The organism is Solwaraspora sp. WMMB762 (assembly GCF_049179115.1).
In the GTDB taxonomy this organism is placed as follows: domain Bacteria; phylum Actinomycetota; class Actinomycetes; order Mycobacteriales; family Micromonosporaceae; genus Micromonospora_E.
Genome location: NZ_JBMHMD010000001.1, coordinates 5,374,080 through 5,391,693, shown reverse-complemented (window position 1 = coordinate 5,391,693; position 17,614 = coordinate 5,374,080). Strand labels below are relative to the sequence as shown.

The 17,614-nt window shown below is 71.5% G+C and carries 16 protein-coding genes; 9 read left to right on the top strand and 7 right to left on the bottom strand.

Annotation, left to right across the window (positions count from 1 at the left end):
* Nucleotides 1–46: 46 nt before the first annotated feature.
* Together ACN27J_RS24120 and ACN27J_RS24115 are read left to right on the top strand one after the other, a co-directional pair.
* Nucleotides 47–811, top strand: a complete 765-nt coding sequence (locus tag ACN27J_RS24120) for a MerR family transcriptional regulator (RefSeq protein WP_421369749.1) — start codon at nt 47–49, stop codon at nt 809–811.
* The gene (locus ACN27J_RS24115) at nt 808–1,536 is read left to right on the top strand and encodes a hypothetical protein (RefSeq protein WP_421369747.1); all 729 of its coding nucleotides are present in this window, start codon (nt 808–810) and stop codon (nt 1,534–1,536) included. The genes ACN27J_RS24120 and ACN27J_RS24115 overlap by 4 nt, the downstream gene beginning before the upstream one ends.
* Here the strand turns inward: ACN27J_RS24115 and ACN27J_RS24110 are convergent.
* Nucleotides 1,466–2,290, bottom strand: a complete 825-nt coding sequence (locus ACN27J_RS24110; RefSeq protein WP_421369746.1) for an SDR family NAD(P)-dependent oxidoreductase — start codon at nt 2,288–2,290, stop codon at nt 1,466–1,468. The two genes, ACN27J_RS24115 and ACN27J_RS24110, sit on opposite strands and share 71 nt — an antisense overlap.
* A 68-nt stretch (nt 2,291–2,358) precedes the next feature.
* Between ACN27J_RS24110 and ACN27J_RS24105 the strand changes: the two genes are divergently transcribed.
* On the top strand, nt 2,359–2,967 hold the full coding sequence (locus tag ACN27J_RS24105; protein WP_421369745.1) for a TetR/AcrR family transcriptional regulator: 609 nt from the start codon (nt 2,359–2,361) through the stop codon (nt 2,965–2,967).
* A 55-nt stretch (nt 2,968–3,022) separates the two neighbouring features.
* Here the strand turns inward: ACN27J_RS24105 and ACN27J_RS24100 are convergent, their stop codons facing one another.
* The 3 genes from ACN27J_RS24100 to ACN27J_RS24090 all read right to left on the bottom strand — a co-directional run bounded on the left by ACN27J_RS24100 (nt 3,023) and on the right by ACN27J_RS24090 (nt 4,583).
* Nucleotides 3,023–3,277: a Smr/MutS family protein gene (locus ACN27J_RS24100; protein ID WP_123606272.1), complete on the bottom strand. Its 255-nt coding sequence runs from the start codon at nt 3,275–3,277 to the stop codon at nt 3,023–3,025.
* Nucleotides 3,274–3,645 carry a tetratricopeptide repeat protein gene (locus tag ACN27J_RS24095; RefSeq protein ID WP_123607363.1) on the bottom strand — a complete coding sequence of 124 codons (372 nt, stop codon included), beginning with the start codon at nt 3,643–3,645 and terminating at the stop codon, nt 3,274–3,276. The genes ACN27J_RS24100 and ACN27J_RS24095 overlap by 4 nt, the downstream gene beginning before the upstream one ends.
* 185 nt (nt 3,646–3,830) lie before the next feature.
* The gene (locus ACN27J_RS24090; RefSeq protein ID WP_421369742.1) at nt 3,831–4,583 is read right to left on the bottom strand and encodes an ROK family protein; all 753 of its coding nucleotides are present in this window, start codon (nt 4,581–4,583) and stop codon (nt 3,831–3,833) included.
* 40 nt (nt 4,584–4,623) lie between these two features.
* Here ACN27J_RS24090 and ACN27J_RS24085 point away from each other — a divergent pair, with 40 nt between their 5' ends.
* Nucleotides 4,624–6,282 carry an ABC-F family ATP-binding cassette domain-containing protein gene (locus tag ACN27J_RS24085; protein ID WP_421369740.1) on the top strand — a complete coding sequence of 553 codons (1,659 nt, stop codon included), beginning with the start codon at nt 4,624–4,626 and terminating at the stop codon, nt 6,280–6,282.
* Nucleotides 6,283–6,335: 53 nt separating this feature from the next.
* Here the strand turns inward: ACN27J_RS24085 and nhaA are convergent, their stop codons facing one another.
* Both nhaA and ACN27J_RS24075 read right to left on the bottom strand, forming a co-directional pair.
* Complete coding sequence (gene nhaA / locus ACN27J_RS24080; protein ID WP_421369738.1) at nt 6,336–7,724, bottom strand: Na+/H+ antiporter NhaA; 1,389 nt, start codon at nt 7,722–7,724, stop codon at nt 6,336–6,338.
* A gap of 99 nt (nt 7,725–7,823) precedes the next feature.
* A complete protein-coding gene (locus tag ACN27J_RS24075; RefSeq protein WP_421369736.1) occupies nt 7,824–9,818 on the bottom strand; it encodes an asparagine synthetase B family protein in 1,995 nt (664 codons plus the stop codon).
* Between the two features lie 169 nt (nt 9,819–9,987).
* Between ACN27J_RS24075 and ACN27J_RS24070 the strand changes: the two genes are divergently transcribed.
* From ACN27J_RS24070 to ACN27J_RS24060, 3 genes are all read left to right on the top strand, one after another.
* Nucleotides 9,988–11,412: an LCP family protein gene (locus ACN27J_RS24070; protein WP_421369734.1), complete on the top strand. Its 1,425-nt coding sequence runs from the start codon at nt 9,988–9,990 to the stop codon at nt 11,410–11,412.
* Between the two features lie 97 nt (nt 11,413–11,509).
* Entirely contained in the window at nt 11,510–12,061 is a 552-nt protein-coding gene (locus tag ACN27J_RS24065) for a hypothetical protein (protein ID WP_421369732.1), read from the top strand.
* Nucleotides 12,062–12,254: 193 nt separating this feature from the next.
* Nucleotides 12,255–13,166, top strand: coding sequence for a hypothetical protein (locus tag ACN27J_RS24060; RefSeq protein WP_421369730.1), 912 nt, complete (start codon nt 12,255–12,257; stop codon nt 13,164–13,166).
* Here the strand turns inward: ACN27J_RS24060 and ACN27J_RS24055 are convergent.
* Entirely contained in the window at nt 13,060–14,133 is a 1,074-nt protein-coding gene (locus tag ACN27J_RS24055; protein ID WP_421369728.1) for a bile acid:sodium symporter family protein, read from the bottom strand. The two genes, ACN27J_RS24060 and ACN27J_RS24055, sit on opposite strands and share 107 nt — an antisense overlap.
* A 114-nt stretch (nt 14,134–14,247) precedes the next feature.
* Between ACN27J_RS24055 and ACN27J_RS24050 the strand changes: the two genes are divergently transcribed.
* Nucleotides 14,248–15,141 carry a LysR family transcriptional regulator gene (locus ACN27J_RS24050; protein WP_421369726.1) on the top strand — a complete coding sequence of 298 codons (894 nt, stop codon included), beginning with the start codon at nt 14,248–14,250 and terminating at the stop codon, nt 15,139–15,141.
* Nucleotides 15,142–15,402: 261 nt separating this feature from the next.
* A complete protein-coding gene (locus ACN27J_RS24045; protein WP_421369724.1) occupies nt 15,403–17,604 on the top strand; it encodes a carbohydrate-binding module family 20 domain-containing protein in 2,202 nt (733 codons plus the stop codon).
* Nucleotides 17,605–17,614: the final 10 nt, after the last annotated feature.

Genomic DNA, 17,614 nt, shown 5'->3' with positions numbered 1-17,614 from the left:
ACGGCAAGCTTGACCTTGTCGTAGCGGCAACGTTTCTACTGGTGGCATGCGGATCGGCGAGCTTGCCGTGCTGGTCGGGGTCTCCACCCGGACCGTGCGCCACTACCACCATCTCGGGTTGCTGCCTGAGCCGGAGCGGCTGTCCAACGGCTACCGGGAGTACCGGCTGCGCGATGCGGTCGTGCTGGCCCGGGTACGCCGGTTGACCGAGCTGGGGCTCTCGCTCGACGAGATTCGTGACGTGCTCGCCGACGACCAGGGCCGGGAGCTGCGCGAGGTGCTCACCGAGCTGGACGCCGACCTGGCCCGCCAGCAGGCCGCGATCGCCAGCAGGCGGCAACGGCTCGCTGTACTGCTGGCCGCCGGCGAGAACCTCGACGAGCTGGACGCCGATGCCACGGTGTCCGAGGAGATGGCGGCGGTGCTGCGTCAACTGCCGACCGACGGCTCGGCGTTCGCCGCCCTGGACCGGGAGATGCTGGCGCTGCTGGATACCGGGGTCGGGCCGGAGCAGCGGGGTGAGTTCAGCGCGCTGTTCCAGCCGCTGACCGAGCCGGCGATGCTGTCCCGTACGCAGGAGTTCTACCGACGGCTCGACGAGATCGCCGACGCGGACCCGGCCGACGCGCGGGTGGCGTCGCTCGCCGCCGACCTGGAAGGCTTCCTGCCGGCCGAGATGACCGAGGCGATCGTCACGACCACCGGCGACGCGCAGGCCACTCAATGGCTGACCACCATCGCCGGTGAGCTCTCCCCCGCCCAGGCCGAGGTGTTCCGGCTGCTGGTCGCCCGGTTGCGAGATCACCGATGACCGCGCGTCGGGTCGGGGTGGTGCTGCGCCGGCTGGTCGGCTTCGAGGCAGCCGGCCTGGTCAGCCTCTGGCTGTGGGTACGCCGTCGCCGCCACGGCGTACCGGAGTCGGCGACGGCGGTGCCCTACGCCGGGGCGGTGGCGTCGACGATGGCGATGTTCCTGGTGGTGTCGATCGTCGAGCTGGTCGCGGTGGAGATCCTGCTACGGGCGGTCGGTGCGCCGGCCCCGCTGCGGCACGCGATCCTGATCGTCGACGCGTACGGCGTACTGATCGCACTGGCCGTGATCGCCGCGACCGTGACCCGGCCGCATGTGATCGGGCCCGACGAGATCCGGGTCCGCAACGCCGCGTTCCTGGACGTACGGGTGCCCCGTCGGCTGGTCGCCGAGGTCCGCATGGTGCGCAACTACAACGAGCAGGGCACCATCCGGGTAGCCGGTGACGTGCTGATCGTGTCGGCGATCGCGCAGACCAACCTGGTGGTCGAGCTGGCCGAGCCGCTGCGGGTGGTCCGCCCGTTGGGCAGGCTCGCACTCGTACGGACGATCCGGTTCTTCGCCGACGATCCGGTTGCCGCGCTGTCGGCCTGGTCAACCCGGCAGGCCGCGACCGGCCGGGATACGGCGACGCGGCCTGCGGCGGCGACGCCGGTCAGCCCAGCAGCTGCTCCGAGCGCTCCCACAGCCGCCGGGCGAGATCAGGGTCGTACGCCTGGGAGTTGACGCGCTTGGCGGGCCGACGCTTCTCGTAGTAGCGGCCGGGCTCCCAGTCGATGCCGGGCCGGCTGGTGGCCAGCCAGATCAGCTGGTCGGCGCCCTTCTCCGGGGTGGTCAGCATGGCCCGGGTGACCGGGTTGGTGGTGATGAACCGCATCAGCCGGCTCGCCGACTGGGTGCCGAAGCTGGTAGCGACGTTGCCCGGGTGGAAGGCGGCGGCGGCGATGCCTTCGGCGTGGTAGCGGCGGTGCAGTTCGGTGGTGAACAGGATGTTCTCCAGTTTGGCGGCGCTGTAGGCGCGTACCGGGTCGAAGTTGCGGTCGAGGTTGAGGTCGTCGACGTCGAGCTTGCCGGCCAGCCGCGCGCCGACGCTCGACGTCTGGATCACGGTGGCCCGCGACGCGGTCAGCTTGTCGATGAGCAGCCGGGTCAGCAGGAACGGTGCCAGGTGGTTGATCTGAAAGGTCAACTCGAAGCCGTCGGTCGTCTTGGTGGGGTCGCCGAAGACGCCGCCGGCGTTGTTGGCGAGCACGTCGATGCGCGGGTACGCGGCGTCCAGCTCGGCGGCGAGCTTGCGGACCTCGTCGAGGCGGGCGAAGTCGGCGAGGAAGTACTCCGCGCCGATCTCGCGGGCGACGGCCTCGGTCTTGCGCGGGGAGCGCCCGACGACGACCACCCGGTGGCCGGCGCCGTGCAGCTGACGGGCGGCAGCGGCGCCGATGCCGTCGCTGGATCCGGTAATGACGATCACCTTGGTCATGGCGACACTGTACGCCGAAACTGTCAGCTACTGTCAACCACGACGGCCAGTGCTAGGCTGACCACATCATGACTGGAAAGCAGCCAACCCTGCGCGAACGCACCCGCCGAGCGGTGCAGCGCGACATCGCCGACGCGGCCTTGCAGCTCTTCGTGTCCCGGGGCTACGACGCCACCACGATCGACGACATCGCGGCGGCCGTCGGCATGTCGCAACGCAGCGTCTTCCGCTACTTCCCGACGAAGGAGGACATCGTCGTCGGCAAGTTCGACCTCGGTGCCGACGACATGCTCGCCAACCTGCGGGAGCGCCCCGCCGACGAACCCGTCTGGGCGTCGCTGCGCCGGCTGTTCGACATCGTGGACGCCACAGCAGACACGTCAGGCCAACAGCAGGTCAGCAAGCCCGTCCAGCGGGTGATCCTGGAGACGCCCGCGCTGCTCGCCGTCTACCTGCGCAAGCTGCAGAGCATGCAGCACGCCGTCGTCGAGGTGCTACGGGAGCGCGCCGAGGCCGCCGGCGCCCCGTACGCCGCCGACGACCCGACGCCGGGGGCGCTCGCCGCCGCCGCCTTCGGCTGCCTGGTCGCGGCGCAGCACGCCTGGCTGGCGTCCACGACCGAGGACTCACTCGCCGACTACGTCGACCGGGCGATGGCGGCCCTCAGCCCGCGATAGGTGGCCGCGTCGCTACCAGCGCAGCGGCGGAGTCGCTAACAGCGCAGCGATGGAGTCACTTCCAGCGGAAGTGGACGAACAGTCGGCCGAAGTTCTTCGAGTCCTTCTCCACCCGGTGGTAGAGCTGCTTGACGTCCTTCTGGTCGAGGAACCGCAGCACCCGCTTCTTCAGCTGGCCGGAGCCCTTGCCGGGGATGATCTCGACGAGGGTGGCCTTCTTGGCCACCGCCTCGTCGATGACACCCCGCAGCGCCCGATCGATGTCCTGGCCACGGTTGTAGATGTCGTGCAGGTCCAGTTTGATCTTCACGACGCCCTTCCGTTGACCTTCGCCTCGACCCGGCGCAGCGCGGCCAGGTAGTCCGAATGCTCGGAGCGCATGGCGGCGGCGAGCCGCAGGTGCCGCAGCGCCTGCGACGGCCGACCGAGCCGTTCCAGGGTACGGCCCAGCACGTGATGGGCGTAATGGTCACTCGGGTCGCGGTCGATCAGCTCGCGCAGCTGCTCCTCGGCCCGGCCGAGCTGCGCAGACTTGAAGTAGGAGCGGGCCAGCAGCTGGCGGACCGCCGAGTTGTCGGGCTCGGCGGCGATGATCGGCTCCAGCAACCGGGCCGCCCCGGATGGATCGCCGGACTCGAAGTACAGGTTCGCCCGGCGGTACTCCTCCAACAGATCCATGGCCGCCCCACCTTCCCGGTCGCGATCACCGACAACCTTGACGCTGGCACAACCACCGGCGGAATGCGACTGTTCCCGTACCGGACATCCGCCGGTCACCCAGTCAGATTCAGGACGACCCGGCACAGACCAGTCAGGGCCGGAATGGTTTCAGGGGTCGGGCCGGTCTCGCGGTCGGACCGGTCTCAGGGTCGGATCAGCGTCCAGGCCCGTACGCCGCCGACGATGCCGGCCGTGTTCGGCACCACCACCACGTCGTCGCCCATCCGGGCCACCTGCTCGGGCCGGATCAGCCGCGAGTTGCCGCCGCCGAGGTAGAGCCGGTCCCAGCAAAACACCGGTCGCAGACCGTCGACGACGCCGCGTACCCGCCGGGACCAGAACGCGTCGCCGAGCCGGCGGCGTTCGTGCTCGCCGACGTAGGTGTCGTAGCTCTGCCCCCAGCGCACCGGTGCCTGGGACAGCTCCAGGTGCGGGGCGAGCCGGCCGCCGTCGAACAGCGCGCAGCCGAGCCCGGTGCCGAGGGTCAGGACCAGTTCGCAGCCGGTGCCGGCGACCACCCCGGCGCCGTGCACCTCGGCGTCGTTGAGCACCAGCACCGGCAGCTCGAAGGCGACGCCGAGCGCCGTACGGGCATCGAAGCCGGACCATTCGGCGAACAGTCCCGGGTCGACCTTGGTCCGCGGACCGGCCTTCGTCACATAGTGCGGGGTGGCGACCACCACCCCGTGCCGGATCATTCCGGGCATCCCGACGGTGACCCGGTCGGCCGCCGGCAGCTGGTCGCTCAACCCGCGCAGGGTGTCGACGAAGCGTTTCGGCGGCAGCGGGTACGGGGTCGGCACCCGCAGCGGCCGGGCCCGCATGGTGCCGGCCTCGTCGAGTACGGACGCCTTGATGCCGCCGCCGCCGCAGTCGATCGCCAGCGTGGAAATCATGCAGCACAGTCTGCCGGTCGGCGGCTACGATCGCCGGGCCATGAGCGCCACGTTGATCGCCAGAGACCTGTCCGCCGGGCACGGTGACCGGCAGCTCTTCACCGGGCTGGACCTCGTCGTCGCGCCCGGCGACGTGATCGGGCTGGTCGGCGCGAACGGTGCCGGCAAGTCGACGCTGCTGCGAATCCTGGCCGGGGTGGACACGCCCGAGTCGGGCACGGTCACGCTCGGCCCGCCGACCGCCACCGTCGGGCTGCTGCCGCAGGAGCCGCAGCGCCGGCCGGGCGAGTCGGTACGCGACTACCTGGCCCGCCGGACCGGGGTGGCGGCGGCGCAGCACGAACTGGACGCGTCGACGCAGGCGTTGGCCGACGGCCGGGCCGGCGCCGACGACGCGTACGCGGTGGCGCTGGAACGCTGGCTGGACCTCGGCGGCGCCGACCTGGCCGAACGCGCCGAGCAGGTGGTCGCCGACCTGGGCCTGACGGTGGCGTTGGACCAGCCGACGACGGCTCTCTCCGGCGGCCAGGCGGCCCGCGCCCAGCTCGCGTCGCTGCTGCTCAGCCGCTACGACGTGGTGCTGCTCGACGAGCCGACCAACGATCTGGACCTGGCCGGGCTGGCCCGGCTGGAGCAGTTCGTCACCGGGCTGCGCGCCGGTGCCGTGCTGGTGTCGCACGACCGGGAGTTCCTGGCCCGTACGGTGCACCGGGTGGTCGAGCTGGATCTGGCCCAGCAGCAGGTCAACCACTACGGCGGCGGGTACGAGGCGTACCTGGCCGAGCGGGAGATGGCCCGCCGGCACGCCCGCGAGGCGTACGAGGAGTATGCCGACACCCGGGCCGGGCTGGAGGCCCGCGCCCGTACCCAGCGGGCCTGGATGGAGAAAGGCGTCCGCAACGCGCGGCGCAAGGCCACCGACAACGACAAGTTCATTCCCCACCTGCGGGGCGAGACGTCGGAGAAGCAGGCGGCGAAGGCGCGGCAGACCGAGCGGATGATCGAGCGGCTGGAGGTCGTCGAGGAGCCGCGCAAGGAGTGGGAGCTGCGGATGGAGATCGCCGCCGCGCCCCGGGCCGGCGCGGTGGTCGCGGTGCTGCGACAAGCGGTGGTACGCCGAGGCGGGTTCACTCTCGGCCCGGTGGATCTGCAGATCGACTGGGCGGACCGGGTGGCGATCACCGGGCCGAACGGGTCCGGCAAGTCGACGCTGCTCGGCGCGCTGCTGGGGCGGCTGCCGCTGGCCTCGGGCGAGTCGTGGCTCGGCCCCGGGGTGGTGGTCGGCGAGATCGACCAGGCCCGCCAACTGTTCCTGCGCGACGAGCCGGTGTTGGACGCGTTCCGGGCGGCGGCCGACCTGGCCCCCGCCGAGGCCCGTACCGTGCTGGCGAAGTTCGGGCTGCGGGCCGACCACGTGCTGCGGCCGGCGGCCACCCTGTCGCCGGGCGAGCGGACCCGTACGGCGTTGGCGTTGCTGCAGGCGCGCGGGGTGAACCTGCTGGTCCTCGACGAGCCGACGAACCATCTGGATCTGCCGGCGATCGAGCAGTTGGAGTCGGCGCTGGCGTCGTTCACCGGCACGTTGCTGCTGGTCACGCACGACCGCCGGATGTTGGAGTCGGTGCGGCTGACCCGCCGGATCACGCTGGGCGGCGGCGGCCCCGCACGCCGGTCGATGCTGGACCTGTCCCTCGACTAGGGCAGGACCAGGGCCACGACCGGGTTGCGGGGGCGCCGCCGGGGCACTCCGGCTCAGCGTCGGTCGTCGTCCGGTGTCGGTTGCGGCAGTTGCTGGTAGATGTCCGGGATTCCGTCGCCGTCACGGTCCTGCCGTTCCTGTTCGGAGATCCGCCGGTAGACCTTGTTTCGTCGGCTGAGGACGATGGCGGCGAGCATCGCCGCGGTCAGCGAGCCGATCAGGACGGCCGCTTTGACGTGGGCGTCGCGGTCGCTGCCGGCACCGAACGCCAACTCGCCGATCAGCAGCGAGACGGTGAACCCGATGCCGGCCAGCAGCGACACCCCGAGCAGGTCGACCCATTTCAGCCCGCCCAGGTCGGCGCGGGTGAAGCGGGTCATCAGCCCGGTGGCGCCCAGGATGCCGATCGTCTTGCCGAGGACCAGACCGGCGATCACCCCGATCGCCACCGGATCGGTCAACACCGAGCCGATGCCGCCGTCCCGCAGCGACACACCGGCGGCGAAGAAGGCGAAGACCGGCACGGCGAAGCCGGCGGAGATCGGCCGCCACCGGTGTTCGAAGTGCTCGGCCATGCCGTGCTGCTCGCCCTTGCGGGGCAGCACCGGCACCATGAAGCCGAGCAGTACGCCGGCGATGGTGGCGTGTACGCCGGAGGCGTGCATCAGCGTCCAGGTGATGGCGGCCAGTGGGATCAGCGCCCACCACCAGGTCCTGCCGAACCGCAGCAGCAGCGCGAAGGCGAGCAGCGGCAGCAGGGAGCCGGCCAGGGCCAGGAAGTTGACCTGTTCGGTGTAGAAGAACGCGATGATGGTGATCGCCAGCAGGTCATCGACGACGGCCAGGGTGAGCAGGAAGGCGCGCAGGCCCTGCGGCAGGTGGGAGCCGATGACGGCGAGCACGGCGAGGGCGAACGCGATGTCGGTGGCGGTGGGGATCGCCCAGCCGCGCAGCGCGCTGTCGCCGGTGTTGAGGTTGATCAGTACGTAGATGAGCGCCGGCATGGCCATGCCGCCGACCGCGGCGATCACCGGCAGCGCGGCCCGGCGTGGGCTGCGCAGTTCACCGGCGACGAATTCGCGTTTGAGTTCCAGACCGACCACGAAGAAGAAGATCGCCAACAGGCCGTCCGCCGCCCAGTGGGCCAGGTCGACGTCCAGGTGCAGCGGTGCCCCACCCGGCCAGGGCACGAACTGGCCCAGGTCGGTGTAGGCGTCACCCCACGGCGAGTTGGCCCAGATCAGCGCGATGACCGCGCCGAGCAGCAGCAGCCCGCCGCCGACGGTCTCGGTGCGGAGCACGTCGCCGATGAACTTGGCTTCCGCCCAGGAGGAGAGCTGGAACGGACGCCGGGACTCCGGCGGCCTGGTTGAGTCCGACTTTTCACTCGATCCGGACTTGTCACCGGATCCGGAGGCCTTGGTGGGGGTCGGGTCGGTCATGTAGGGAACTCCACCTCCACGTACGTGCAGCAGGTACAGCGACGCCGGTCCTGGTTGACCGGCGCGTCGATGATGATCACACTATCCGTTCCGGCACGGTTACCGAAGGTCTCCGGTTGGCGACGCCGCCGCCGGGCAACCTCCGGCACCGGTTCTGCCGTACCCCGATTCTTCCAAGGTCATGTCGCGCTGACCAGCAAGTGCGGGGTCTCTCACCGACCCCGTCCGGTGCCGCAGCCAGAGTTCGAGTTGAAGCAACGTGTAGATCTCGCCGGCGTGGTCGAGCCCGGCCTGGTGCTCGTCGAGCAGCCGGCGGACCGCAGCCGGCTGGAACAGGCCACGGTCCTGGAAGGTCCGGTCGGTGAGCAGGTCCCGGGCGAGTTCGCGCAGCTCGGCTCGCAGCCAGCCGGCCAGCGGTGGCCGGGCGTCCACCGGCTCGGATGTGACCACCCGGCCCGGCAACCAGCCGGCCGCCGCCCGCCGCGCCAGGTTCCGCCGCCGCCCCGGCACCTTCCACGATGCCGGCAGGCCGGCCACCCACTCGAGCAGTCGGTGGTCGAGTAACGGCGCCTGCAGCCGTAGTCCCGCGCCGGCCGACACCGTCGACCACCGGGCGAGTACGTCGCCGGGCAGGTATCCGAGCAGGTCCGCATCGGCCATCCGGGCCGCCTGGGAGTCCCCCGACGAGGCGAGGTAGGCCGCCTCGGCCAGCAGGCCGCTGTCCACGTCGGCGAGTTCGTCGCGCAGCCGCGCCGGGTAGAGGGCATTCTTCTGCTCGGCGCTGCACTCGGCGACGATCCGCGCGTACCGGGTCGGCGGTGGGCAGCCGGCGACCTCCAGCAGCCGGCCGAACCGGCGCACCGGGGTCCCGGCCATGCTCCGCCGCACCAACGCGGCCCCGGCCCGCTGCAACCCCGGCAGTCCGGCCGGCCGCTGCGGCCAGCCGTTGAGCCAGCCGAGCAGCAGGTGGTGCGGGAACCCGCCGTACAGCAGGGCACCGCCGAGGCCGCAGAACGCCTCCGCCCGCCGCACCCCGGCGTACCGGGCGACCAGGTAGGCCGGGATCGCGGCCGGGCTGGCGAACGGTTCGTCGAACAGGCCGGCGATCTGCTGCGGTACGGCCGGGTCGAGCCCGGTCACCAGATACTCCTGGTGCTCGGTGCCGAGCGCCCGGGCGACGGCTCGCGCCGCCGCCCGCTGGTCGAGCCGGGGGTCGCCGAACCCGACGGAGCAGGTGTGCGTCCTGACGCTGGTGCTGCGGGTCACGGCGGCCGCGACCAGCGTGGCGCTGATCCCGCCGGAGAGCAGCACCTGCGGCGACCCGGTGGCCGGCAGCCGGGAGCGCACGGCGTCGACCAGCCGCCCGCGTAGCTGCTCGGCGGCCTGGTCGATGCCCAGTGCCGACGGCCCGGCAGCGGCGTCGAGTGTCCAGTAGCGACGGGTGGTGACCCGCCCGTCCGCCCAGGTCAGCGATGTGCCCGGGGGAAGCTTGCGGATGCCGGCGTAGATCGTCCACGGCGCGGGGACGTACCGGTAGGTCAGGTAGTGGTGCAGTGCGACCGGGTCGAGCTCCTGGCTGGTACGGGGATCGGCCAGCAACGCCCGCAGCTGCGAGGCGAAGGTCAGCTGGCCACCGCTGAGCCGCCAGTACAGCGTCCGCTCTCCGGTCCGGTCGGCCGCCAGCAGCAGCTGGTTCCGGTCGCGGTCCCAGACCGCGACCGCGAAGTCGCCGGTCAGCCTGGTGACAGCCGCCGTACCGTGCCGCCGGTACAGGTCGAGCAGGTCGGGTTGGGCAGTGCAGCTGACCGCGACCGCGTCCGCCGTGGCCGCGTAGTGCGGCGACCGGGTCGCGGAGTACGGCGACCGGGTCGCGGAGTACGGCGACCGGGTCGCGGAGTACGGCGACCGGGTCGCGGAGTACGGCGACCGGGTCGCCGCCCGGTCGCCGTCGGACCAGCGGGCGACGATCGCCGCTCGGTCGTCCAGGTAGCGACCGGTCTGCTGAAGGTCGTGCGGGGTGCAGGCCAGGGCGAGTTGGTCGACGCCCTCTTGGCGGCCACCTACATCACCGACAATACCGACTATTACTGACATATTGTGACGCTAACCCCAGTTGGCTGCGCCGGGTGCCGGGTTGTCGATCCGGTTCACCCGACGACGCCGGTCAGCCCGAGTCTCATCTAGATTTTCGCCGATTGGCGTTATAGATCCGTAATGTCTGGTTAGCCTGGATCTCTCAGCGATCGAGCCAGAGGTGATCACGATGACCGGGCGACCTGACGATCAGGACAATCCGGCACCGGCCTGGGAGAACTGGGCCGACCTGCCCACGCACGACCAGGGCCAGCACCGCCCCGCCACGGCGGACGACGACTGGGCCGAGTCACACCAGTGGACCATCGACCAGCAGCACGACCAATGGGCCACGGCCGACCAGACATACGACCAGTGGGCGGCCGCCGACCAGCCGCGCTGGGCGGCGGACCAGCCGCAATGCACCGTCCAGCAGCAGTCGACGGACCAGCCGCAGTGGTCCGACCAGCCGCAGTGGTCCGACCGGCAGCAGTGGTCCGACCAGCAGCAGTGGTCCGACCGGCAGCCGGCGGGTCCGGCGACCAGCCCGGTGACGCTGACCCGGTCGAGCGCCGGCAGTGGCCAGCACCGGCGGCCACCGGCCCGGCACGGCCGTCGCCGGCTGCGCCGCATCGCCCTGCTCGGCATCACCGGCCTGGTGGTCGCCGCCCTCGCCGGGGTGGCCGGGGTGGCCGCCGTCAGCCACTACTACCTCGGCGAGATCAAGCGAATCCCCGACCCGTTCGCCGCCATCCCGGCCGACCAGCGGCCGGCACCGACGCCGGAAGGGCTGACCGTGCTGCTCGCCGGCGTCGACAGCCTCGCCTCCAGCGCCACCGGCGCGGACTCCCCCACCGGGCCGTACGGCCGGACCGACTCGCTGATGGTGGTCCGGATCACCGCCGACCGGGAGCGGGCGTACGTCGTCTCCATCCCCCGCGACTCGTGGGTGCCGGTCCCCGGGCACGGCAACCTCAAGATCAATTCCGCGTACGCGCTCGGCGGCGCCAGCCTCGCCGTACAGACCGTCGAGAACGTGACCGGGCTACGCATCGACCACGTCGCCCTGATCGACCTCGTCGGGCTGCAAGACCTGACCGACGCGGTCGGTGGAGTGACCGTGGAGATCCCGGCCGGGACGCCCGGACCGAGCCTGCAATCCAGCTGGCCCGCCGGACCGCAGCGGCTCGACGGCGAGCAGGCCGTCAAGTACGTACGCCAGCGCTACGGCCTGCCGGAGGGCGACTTCGACCGGATGCGCCGCCACCAGAACTACCTGCGCGCGCTGCTCGACGAGACCCTCGACCGGGACACTCTGACCAGCCCACGACAGCTCGGTGCGCTGCTCGACGCGATCACCGCGACCGTCACCGTCGACGACGGCCTGACCAACGACAAGCTCCGGCAGCTCACCTTCGACCTGCGCAAGATCCGCAACGACGTTCGGTTCGTCACCGCGCCGGTGGCGGACACCGGATACGTCGGCGACCAGTGGGTGATGTGGCTGGACACCGATCGCGGCGTCGAGTTCTGGACCGCCGTAGGCGACGACACCTTGGAGCGGTACATCGAGCGGTACGGCGCCGAGCAGCTCGACTCGGTCGTCGTTCGCTGACCACACCACCCCACCCGTCAGTCGGACCCGACGCGGCTGAGTGCCGGGTCCGTCCCGAACCAGGAACACCGGAACGATCAAGGAAGGTAGAGAACCTGTGCGTACCAGCAGACTCCTGACCGTGGGCGCCGCGACGGTGACGGCGATCGCCCTGGCGGCCACCCCGGCCGCCGCTCAGCAGGACACCACGACGACGTTCGACCTGGACGCCGGCACCCTGGACATGACCGTCCCGGGCACCGCCGATCTGGGCAACGGCGGCAGTGGCACCACGATCACCGGACAGCTCGGCGCGGTGGCCGTCGCCGACACCCGGGCCGCCGCCGACGCGTCCTGGACCGCCGAGGTGCAGGCCACCGACTTCACCACCGACGACGGCGGTGACGCGAGTGAGATCGTCACACCCGGAAACATCGACTACTGGTCCGGCGCGGCGACGGCGACCGAGGGAAACGGCACCTTCACCCCGGGACAGGCTGACGCCGGCGCGGCTGTCCCGCTCAGCGATGTCACACCGGTCACTGCTTTCACCCACGCCGGCGGCACCGGAAACAACTCCGCGTCCTGGAACCCGACATTGGAGGTCAACGTACCGCTGGCGAACGTCGCCGGCACCTACACCGGGACGGTGACCCATTCGGTCGCCTGACCACCGTCGGCGGTGGCTGTCGTTCGCCGTCCTGCTGTGCTGCGGCGCCGTCCTGAGCCATCCGGCCCGGGCCGGCGCCGCCCCGGCGCCGGAACCGGCGCCGGCCGCCGACGCCGGGATCGGCATCCAGCTGCTGGAGGCGCCCACGCAGCGTCGCGCCGACCCGCGGGCGCACCGGTACATCGTCGACCACGTGCCGCCAGGTACCGGAATCCGGCGTGAGGTGCTGGTCGTCAACAACTCGGGGCTGCACCGGCGGATCGAGGTGTACGCCGGCGCCGCCCGCATCGAGCAGGGCCGGTTCCGCTTCGCCGCGACCGGCACCGGCAACGAGCTGACCTCCTGGACCACTGTGGACCGGCCCCGGCTGGACCTGGCACCGTACGAGCAGGCCCGGGTCGAGGTGGCCATCGCCGTGCCGCCCAAGGCATCCGAGGGCGAGCGGTACGCAGTGATCTGGGCGGCGACCGGCACAGCCGACGACAGCACGGACGACGGCGCAGACGACGACGGCACCGGTGCGGACAGTGGCACCGGCGGTGGTCAACCGGGCGACCGGCAGGGAGTGCAGGGCGATGTCCGCCAGGTGCACCGGGTCGGCATCCGGGTCTACCTCGACGTCGGGATGGGCGGCGAGCCGCGCTCCGACTTCGAGATCGAAGGGCTGCTGCCGGCCCGCGATGACGCCGGAGTGCCGTCGCTCAGTGCCCGGGTACGCAACACCGGCGGCCGGGCCGTCGACCTGACCGGCGAGGTGGAGCTGTCCGACGGGCCGGCCGGGGCGCGGGCCGGACCGTTCCCGGTGGTACGGGGGACCACCCTGCTGCCCGGGGAGACCGGATCGGTGCTGGTCGAGCTGCCGGGTGACCTGCCCGACGGACCGTGGACGGTGACCGTACGGCTGCGCAGCGGGACCGTCGCCCACGAGGCGACCGGACGGCTCACCTTCCCCGAACCGGGCGAGGTCGGCGTACCCGCGTCGATCCTGAGCGGGATGCTCACCGCGCCGACGGTGATGGGCGGGTCGCTGGTGTTCGGCCTGCTGGTGCTCGGCGCTCTGGCGATCGTGGCTCGGCGGGTTCGCTCGGGGGCCCGGACGGCGTGACCGGGGCCCGGTTCGACCACCACCGGGCCAGGGCCGCGCAGACGATCAGCTGGATCTGGTGGAAAATCATCAGCGGTAGGACCAGCAGGCCGAGCAGTTGCGGGCTGAACAGCACGGCCGCCATCGGCAACCCGGTGGCCAGGCTCTTCTTGGCGCCGCAGAAGACCGTCGCGACCCGGTCGGCGTGGTCGAAGCCGAGCAGCCGGGTGACGCCGAACAGCAGCCCCATCACCACCGCCAGCAGGGCGCCGACGGTGGCCCCGAGAACCAGCAGCTGGCTGACGGCGATCTGCTGCCAGATCCCGGCGACCACCCCGGCGCTGAACGCGGTGTAGACCACCAGCAGGATCGAGCCCCGGTCGACCACCGAGGTCAGGCTCTTGTGCCGGCCGATCCAGTCGGCGGTCCACCGCCGGGACAACTGACCGGCGACGAACGGCAGCAGCAGCTGCCCGACGATCGATCCGATCGAACCGGCGGTCAGCCGCAGGTCACCGGTGTTCTGCATGAGTAGCACGGCGAGCAGCGGGGTGAGCGCGACCCCGACGATGTTGGAGAACGACGCGCTGAACACGGCGGCCGGCACGTTGCCCCGGGCGATCGAGGTGAACGCGATCGACGACTGCACCGTCGAGGGGACCACGCAGAGGAAGAGGACCCCCTGGTAGAGGTCGGCTGGCAGCAGTTGCGGGCTGATCACCGCGACGGCCAGGCCGAGCAGCGGGAAGACCACGAAGGTGGTGCTCAGCACCACGGTGTGCAGGCGCCAGTGCCGGGCGCCGGCGAGCGCCGCGGTCGGGGCGATCCTGGCCCCGTGCAAAAAGAACAGCAGGGCGATGCCGACGCTGGCGACGACACCGGCGACCGAGGCGGCGGTACCGCGGACCGGGAGCAGCGCGGCGAGCGCCACGACGGCGAACAGCATCGCGATGAACGGGTCGATGATCGGCCAGCGGGGCCAGCGCATCCGGGTGCTCCAGGTAGCCAGGGGGTGGTCCACCCATTCTGAGCGGCTGGCCGATCAGCGGGAAAGCTGATCACCGCACTGACTGTCATCGCATATCGCGATAACATTCAGATCGTGTACGAGCCTGTCCAGCTGCGCAGCTTCCTGGCGGTCAGCCAGTTGCTGAGCTTCACCCGGGCCGCCGAGCGGCTCGGTCTGCGGCAGTCCACGGTCAGCGCGCACGTACGGCGGTTGGAGGAGGCAGCCGGGCGGCCGCTGCTGCTGCGCGACACGCACACCGTGCAGCTGACGGTGGACGGCGAAGCGATGATCAGCTTCGCCCGGGACATTCTCGACGCGCACGACCGGGCCCGCCGGCATTTCAGCACCACGGTGGTACGCGGCAAGCTGCGGCTCGGCGTCTCCGAGGACCTGATCTCCAGCTATCTGCCGGACGTGCTGCAGACCTTCCGCCGCCGCAACCCGCTGGTCGACGTCGAGCTGACCGTGGCGCTGAGCGGCACACTGCACCAGTTGCTGGACGCCCGGGCACTCGACCTGGTTTTCGCCAAACGTCTGGCGGGTCAGTCCCGGGGCGCTCTGGTCTGGCGTGACCGGCTGGTCTGGCTGGGCGCGGCGGACCAGCCGACGCCGCCGCGGCGCACCGCCGGGGAACCGGTGCCGCTGGTGGTCTACCCGCCGCCGAGCATCTCCCGGGCGCAGGCGCTCGCCGCGCTCTCGTCGGCCGGTCAACCGTGGCGGATCGCCTGCACCAGCGGCAGTCTCGGCGGGCTGGTGGCCGCCGCCCGCGCCGGTCTCGGCCTGCTGCCGCACTCGGCCCGGTTGGTGCCGGCCGGCCTGACCCCGGTGACCCCGGCCGATCTGCCGCCGCTGGGCGAGGTGGAGTTCATCCTGCTGTCCCGTCCGGACGCCGATCCGGCGGTGGCGGCGGCGGTCAGTGAGGCGGTCGGGGCCGCCGGTCGGCCGACCGTCGGCGGTCGGGGGCGGACTCCGCGTACCGCCGGCTGACCCCGGGCCGGGACCGCAGTTCGACGGATCTTGCTGCAAGCAGAGGTCAGATCTTGCAGCCCGATCCGGGACTGCCATCCGACACACCTCAAGCTCCCGGCCGAAACAAGCTGTTCACAGCGAGACGTCTGATTGTTACCCTCACCACACGCCTGGAAGTACTTGCGATCCTTGCAGGATTTTTCAGGACCCTGCTGCCTGCCTCCTCGCAGGCAGGCCATCACCAGCATTGGAGCGCCGATGTCCGTACCCGGATCGACCGTGTCCAGACCGGTGGCCACCGCCGTGGCGGCCATCCTCGGGATCCCGTTGGCCGTCACCCTGACCACGCCCGCCACCGCCACCGCCGCCGCCACGCCCCCCGCAGCGGCCCCGGCCGCGACCGCCGAGGCGACCGCCACCGCCGATGCGGCCGCCACCGCCGTCGGCAACGGCGACGCGATCGTGCACCTGTTCCAGTGGCGGTGGGACTCCATCGCCGAGGAGTGCGAGACAACACTCGGCCCGGACGGCTGGGGTGGGGTCCAGGTATCCCCGCCGCAGGAGCATGTGGTGCTGCCCAGCGCCGAAGGTGCCAGCTATCCGTGGTGGCAGGACTACCAGCCGGTCTCGTACCGGATCGACCAGACCCGGCGCGGCGACCGGGCCGACTTCGTCGACATGGTCGAACGCTGCCGCGACCAGGGCGTCAAGATCTACGTCGACATGGTGCTCAACCACATGAGCGGCACCGGATCGGTCGGCAGCGGGCCGGGCAGCGCCGGCACCGTCTACAGCAAGTACGGCTATCCCGACCTGTTCGGCGACGGCTCCGGCGACAGCTACGGCTACGCCGACTTCGGCCCCTGCTACCGCACCATCAGCAACTGGGGCAGCAAGACCGAAGTGCAGGACTGTGAACTGCTCGACCTGGCCGACCTCAACACCGCCGACCCGGAGGTACGCCGCAAGATCGCCAAGTACATGAACTCGGTGATCGCCCTCGGCGTCGCCGGGTTCCGGGTGGACGCCGCCAAACACGTCCAGGAAGCCCACCTGGCGGACATCATCTCCCGGCTCGACGACGTGCCCGGCTTCGGCGGCCGGCCCGACCTGTTCCACGAGGTGTACGGCGACGGCACCATCCCGTACACCGCGTACGCACCGTACGGCAAGGTCACCAACTTCGACTACCAGCGGGCAGTCTCCGCGGCCTTCCGCGACGGCAACATCGCCCAACTGGCCAGCCTGCCGGACTACGGCGGGCTGACCGGCGACCAGGCTGTCGTCTTCATCGACAACCACGACACCCAGCGGGCCACCCCGACGCTCACCTACCAGGACGGCGACCGCTACTACCTGGCCGACGCGTTCATGCTGGCCCACCCGTACGGGACCCCGCAGTTGATGTCCAGCTACGCCTTCGGCCCGGTGGTCGCCCAGGGCCCGCCCAGCACCGGCGACGGCACCACGCTGCCGACCGACTGCGCCAGCGCCGAGTGGATCTGCGAGCACCGCGACGAGCAGGTCGCCGGGATGGTCGGCTTCCGCAACGCCACCGCCGGCACCGGCATCGGCGCCGTGGTCACCGACGGCAACGGCCGGTTCGGCTTCGCCCGCGCCGACCGCGGGTACGCCGCGTTCAACGCGACCGGCGGCACCTGGAGCCGCAGCTTCACCACCAGCCTGCCGGACGGCTGGTACTGCAACGTCGCCCGGGGCACCTACCGGGCGGACAGTGGCACCTGCACCGGTGGCACGATCGCCGTCACCGACGGCGACTTCCACGCCGAAATCCCGGCGAACCGGGCGGTGGCACTGCACGTCGCGGCGCGGCTCGACTGCACCGACCCGGCCGGCTGCCCCCCGGTCGACCCGCCCCCGGGCGACGGCACCCCGGTCACCGCCACCGTGCAGACCACGCCCGGTCAGCAGGTACGGGTGGTCGGCTCACTGCCCGAACTCGGCTCCTGGGACCCGGCCGGCGCGGCGCCGCTGGGCACCGACGCGGCCAGCTACCCGACCTGGACCGGCTCCGTCGACGTCCCGGACGGTACGGCGTTCGAGTGGAAACTGGTCAAGGTGGCGCCGAACGGCATCGTCGAGTGGGAAGCTGGCGCGAACCGCACCGGCGTCGGCGGCACCCCGCTCACCGCCACCTGGGGCCAACCCGACTCCGGCGGCGAGCAGCCGGGCACCGTCCCGGTCACCTTCGACGTCACCGCGACCACCTGGTACGGGCAGGACGTCCTGGTCGTCGGCTCGGTCCCGGCGCTGGGCTCGTGGGACCCGACCAGGGCGGTCGCCCTCGCTCCGGACGACTACCCGGTCTGGTCGGGCAGCGTCAACCTGCCGGCGGGTGAGTCCTTCGAGTACAAGTACGTCAAGCGCGCACCGGACGGCACCGTCGACTGGGAGTCGGGCGGCAACCGCAGTGCCACCCCGGCAGGCGACACGACGACCCTCACCGACACCTGGCGGTGACCTGCGGGGT

Bases quoted from the DNA above. Each gene is read 5' to 3' on its own strand.
- ACN27J_RS24085 (WP_421369740.1), top strand. From the start codon at position 4,624: ATGAGCGCCACGTTGATCGCCAGAGACCTGTCCGCCGGGCACGGTGAC.
- ACN27J_RS24095 (WP_123607363.1), bottom strand. From the start codon at position 3,645: ATGGATCTGTTGGAGGAGTACCGCCGGGCGAACCTGTACTTCGAGTCC.
- ACN27J_RS24115 (WP_421369747.1), top strand. From the start codon at position 808: ATGACCGCGCGTCGGGTCGGGGTGGTGCTGCGCCGGCTGGTCGGCTTC.
- ACN27J_RS24120 (WP_421369749.1), top strand. From the start codon at position 47: ATGCGGATCGGCGAGCTTGCCGTGCTGGTCGGGGTCTCCACCCGGACC.
- ACN27J_RS24070 (WP_421369734.1), top strand. From the start codon at position 9,988: ATGACCGGGCGACCTGACGATCAGGACAATCCGGCACCGGCCTGGGAG.
- ACN27J_RS24110 (WP_421369746.1), bottom strand. From the start codon at position 2,290: ATGACCAAGGTGATCGTCATTACCGGATCCAGCGACGGCATCGGCGCC.
- nhaA (WP_421369738.1), bottom strand. From the start codon at position 7,724: ATGACCGACCCGACCCCCACCAAGGCCTCCGGATCCGGTGACAAGTCC.
- ACN27J_RS24075 (WP_421369736.1), bottom strand. From the start codon at position 9,818: ATGTCAGTAATAGTCGGTATTGTCGGTGATGTAGGTGGCCGCCAAGAG.
- ACN27J_RS24055 (WP_421369728.1), bottom strand. From the start codon at position 14,133: ATGCGCTGGCCCCGCTGGCCGATCATCGACCCGTTCATCGCGATGCTG.
- ACN27J_RS24090 (WP_421369742.1), bottom strand. From the start codon at position 4,583: ATGATTTCCACGCTGGCGATCGACTGCGGCGGCGGCGGCATCAAGGCG.
- ACN27J_RS24105 (WP_421369745.1), top strand. From the start codon at position 2,359: ATGACTGGAAAGCAGCCAACCCTGCGCGAACGCACCCGCCGAGCGGTG.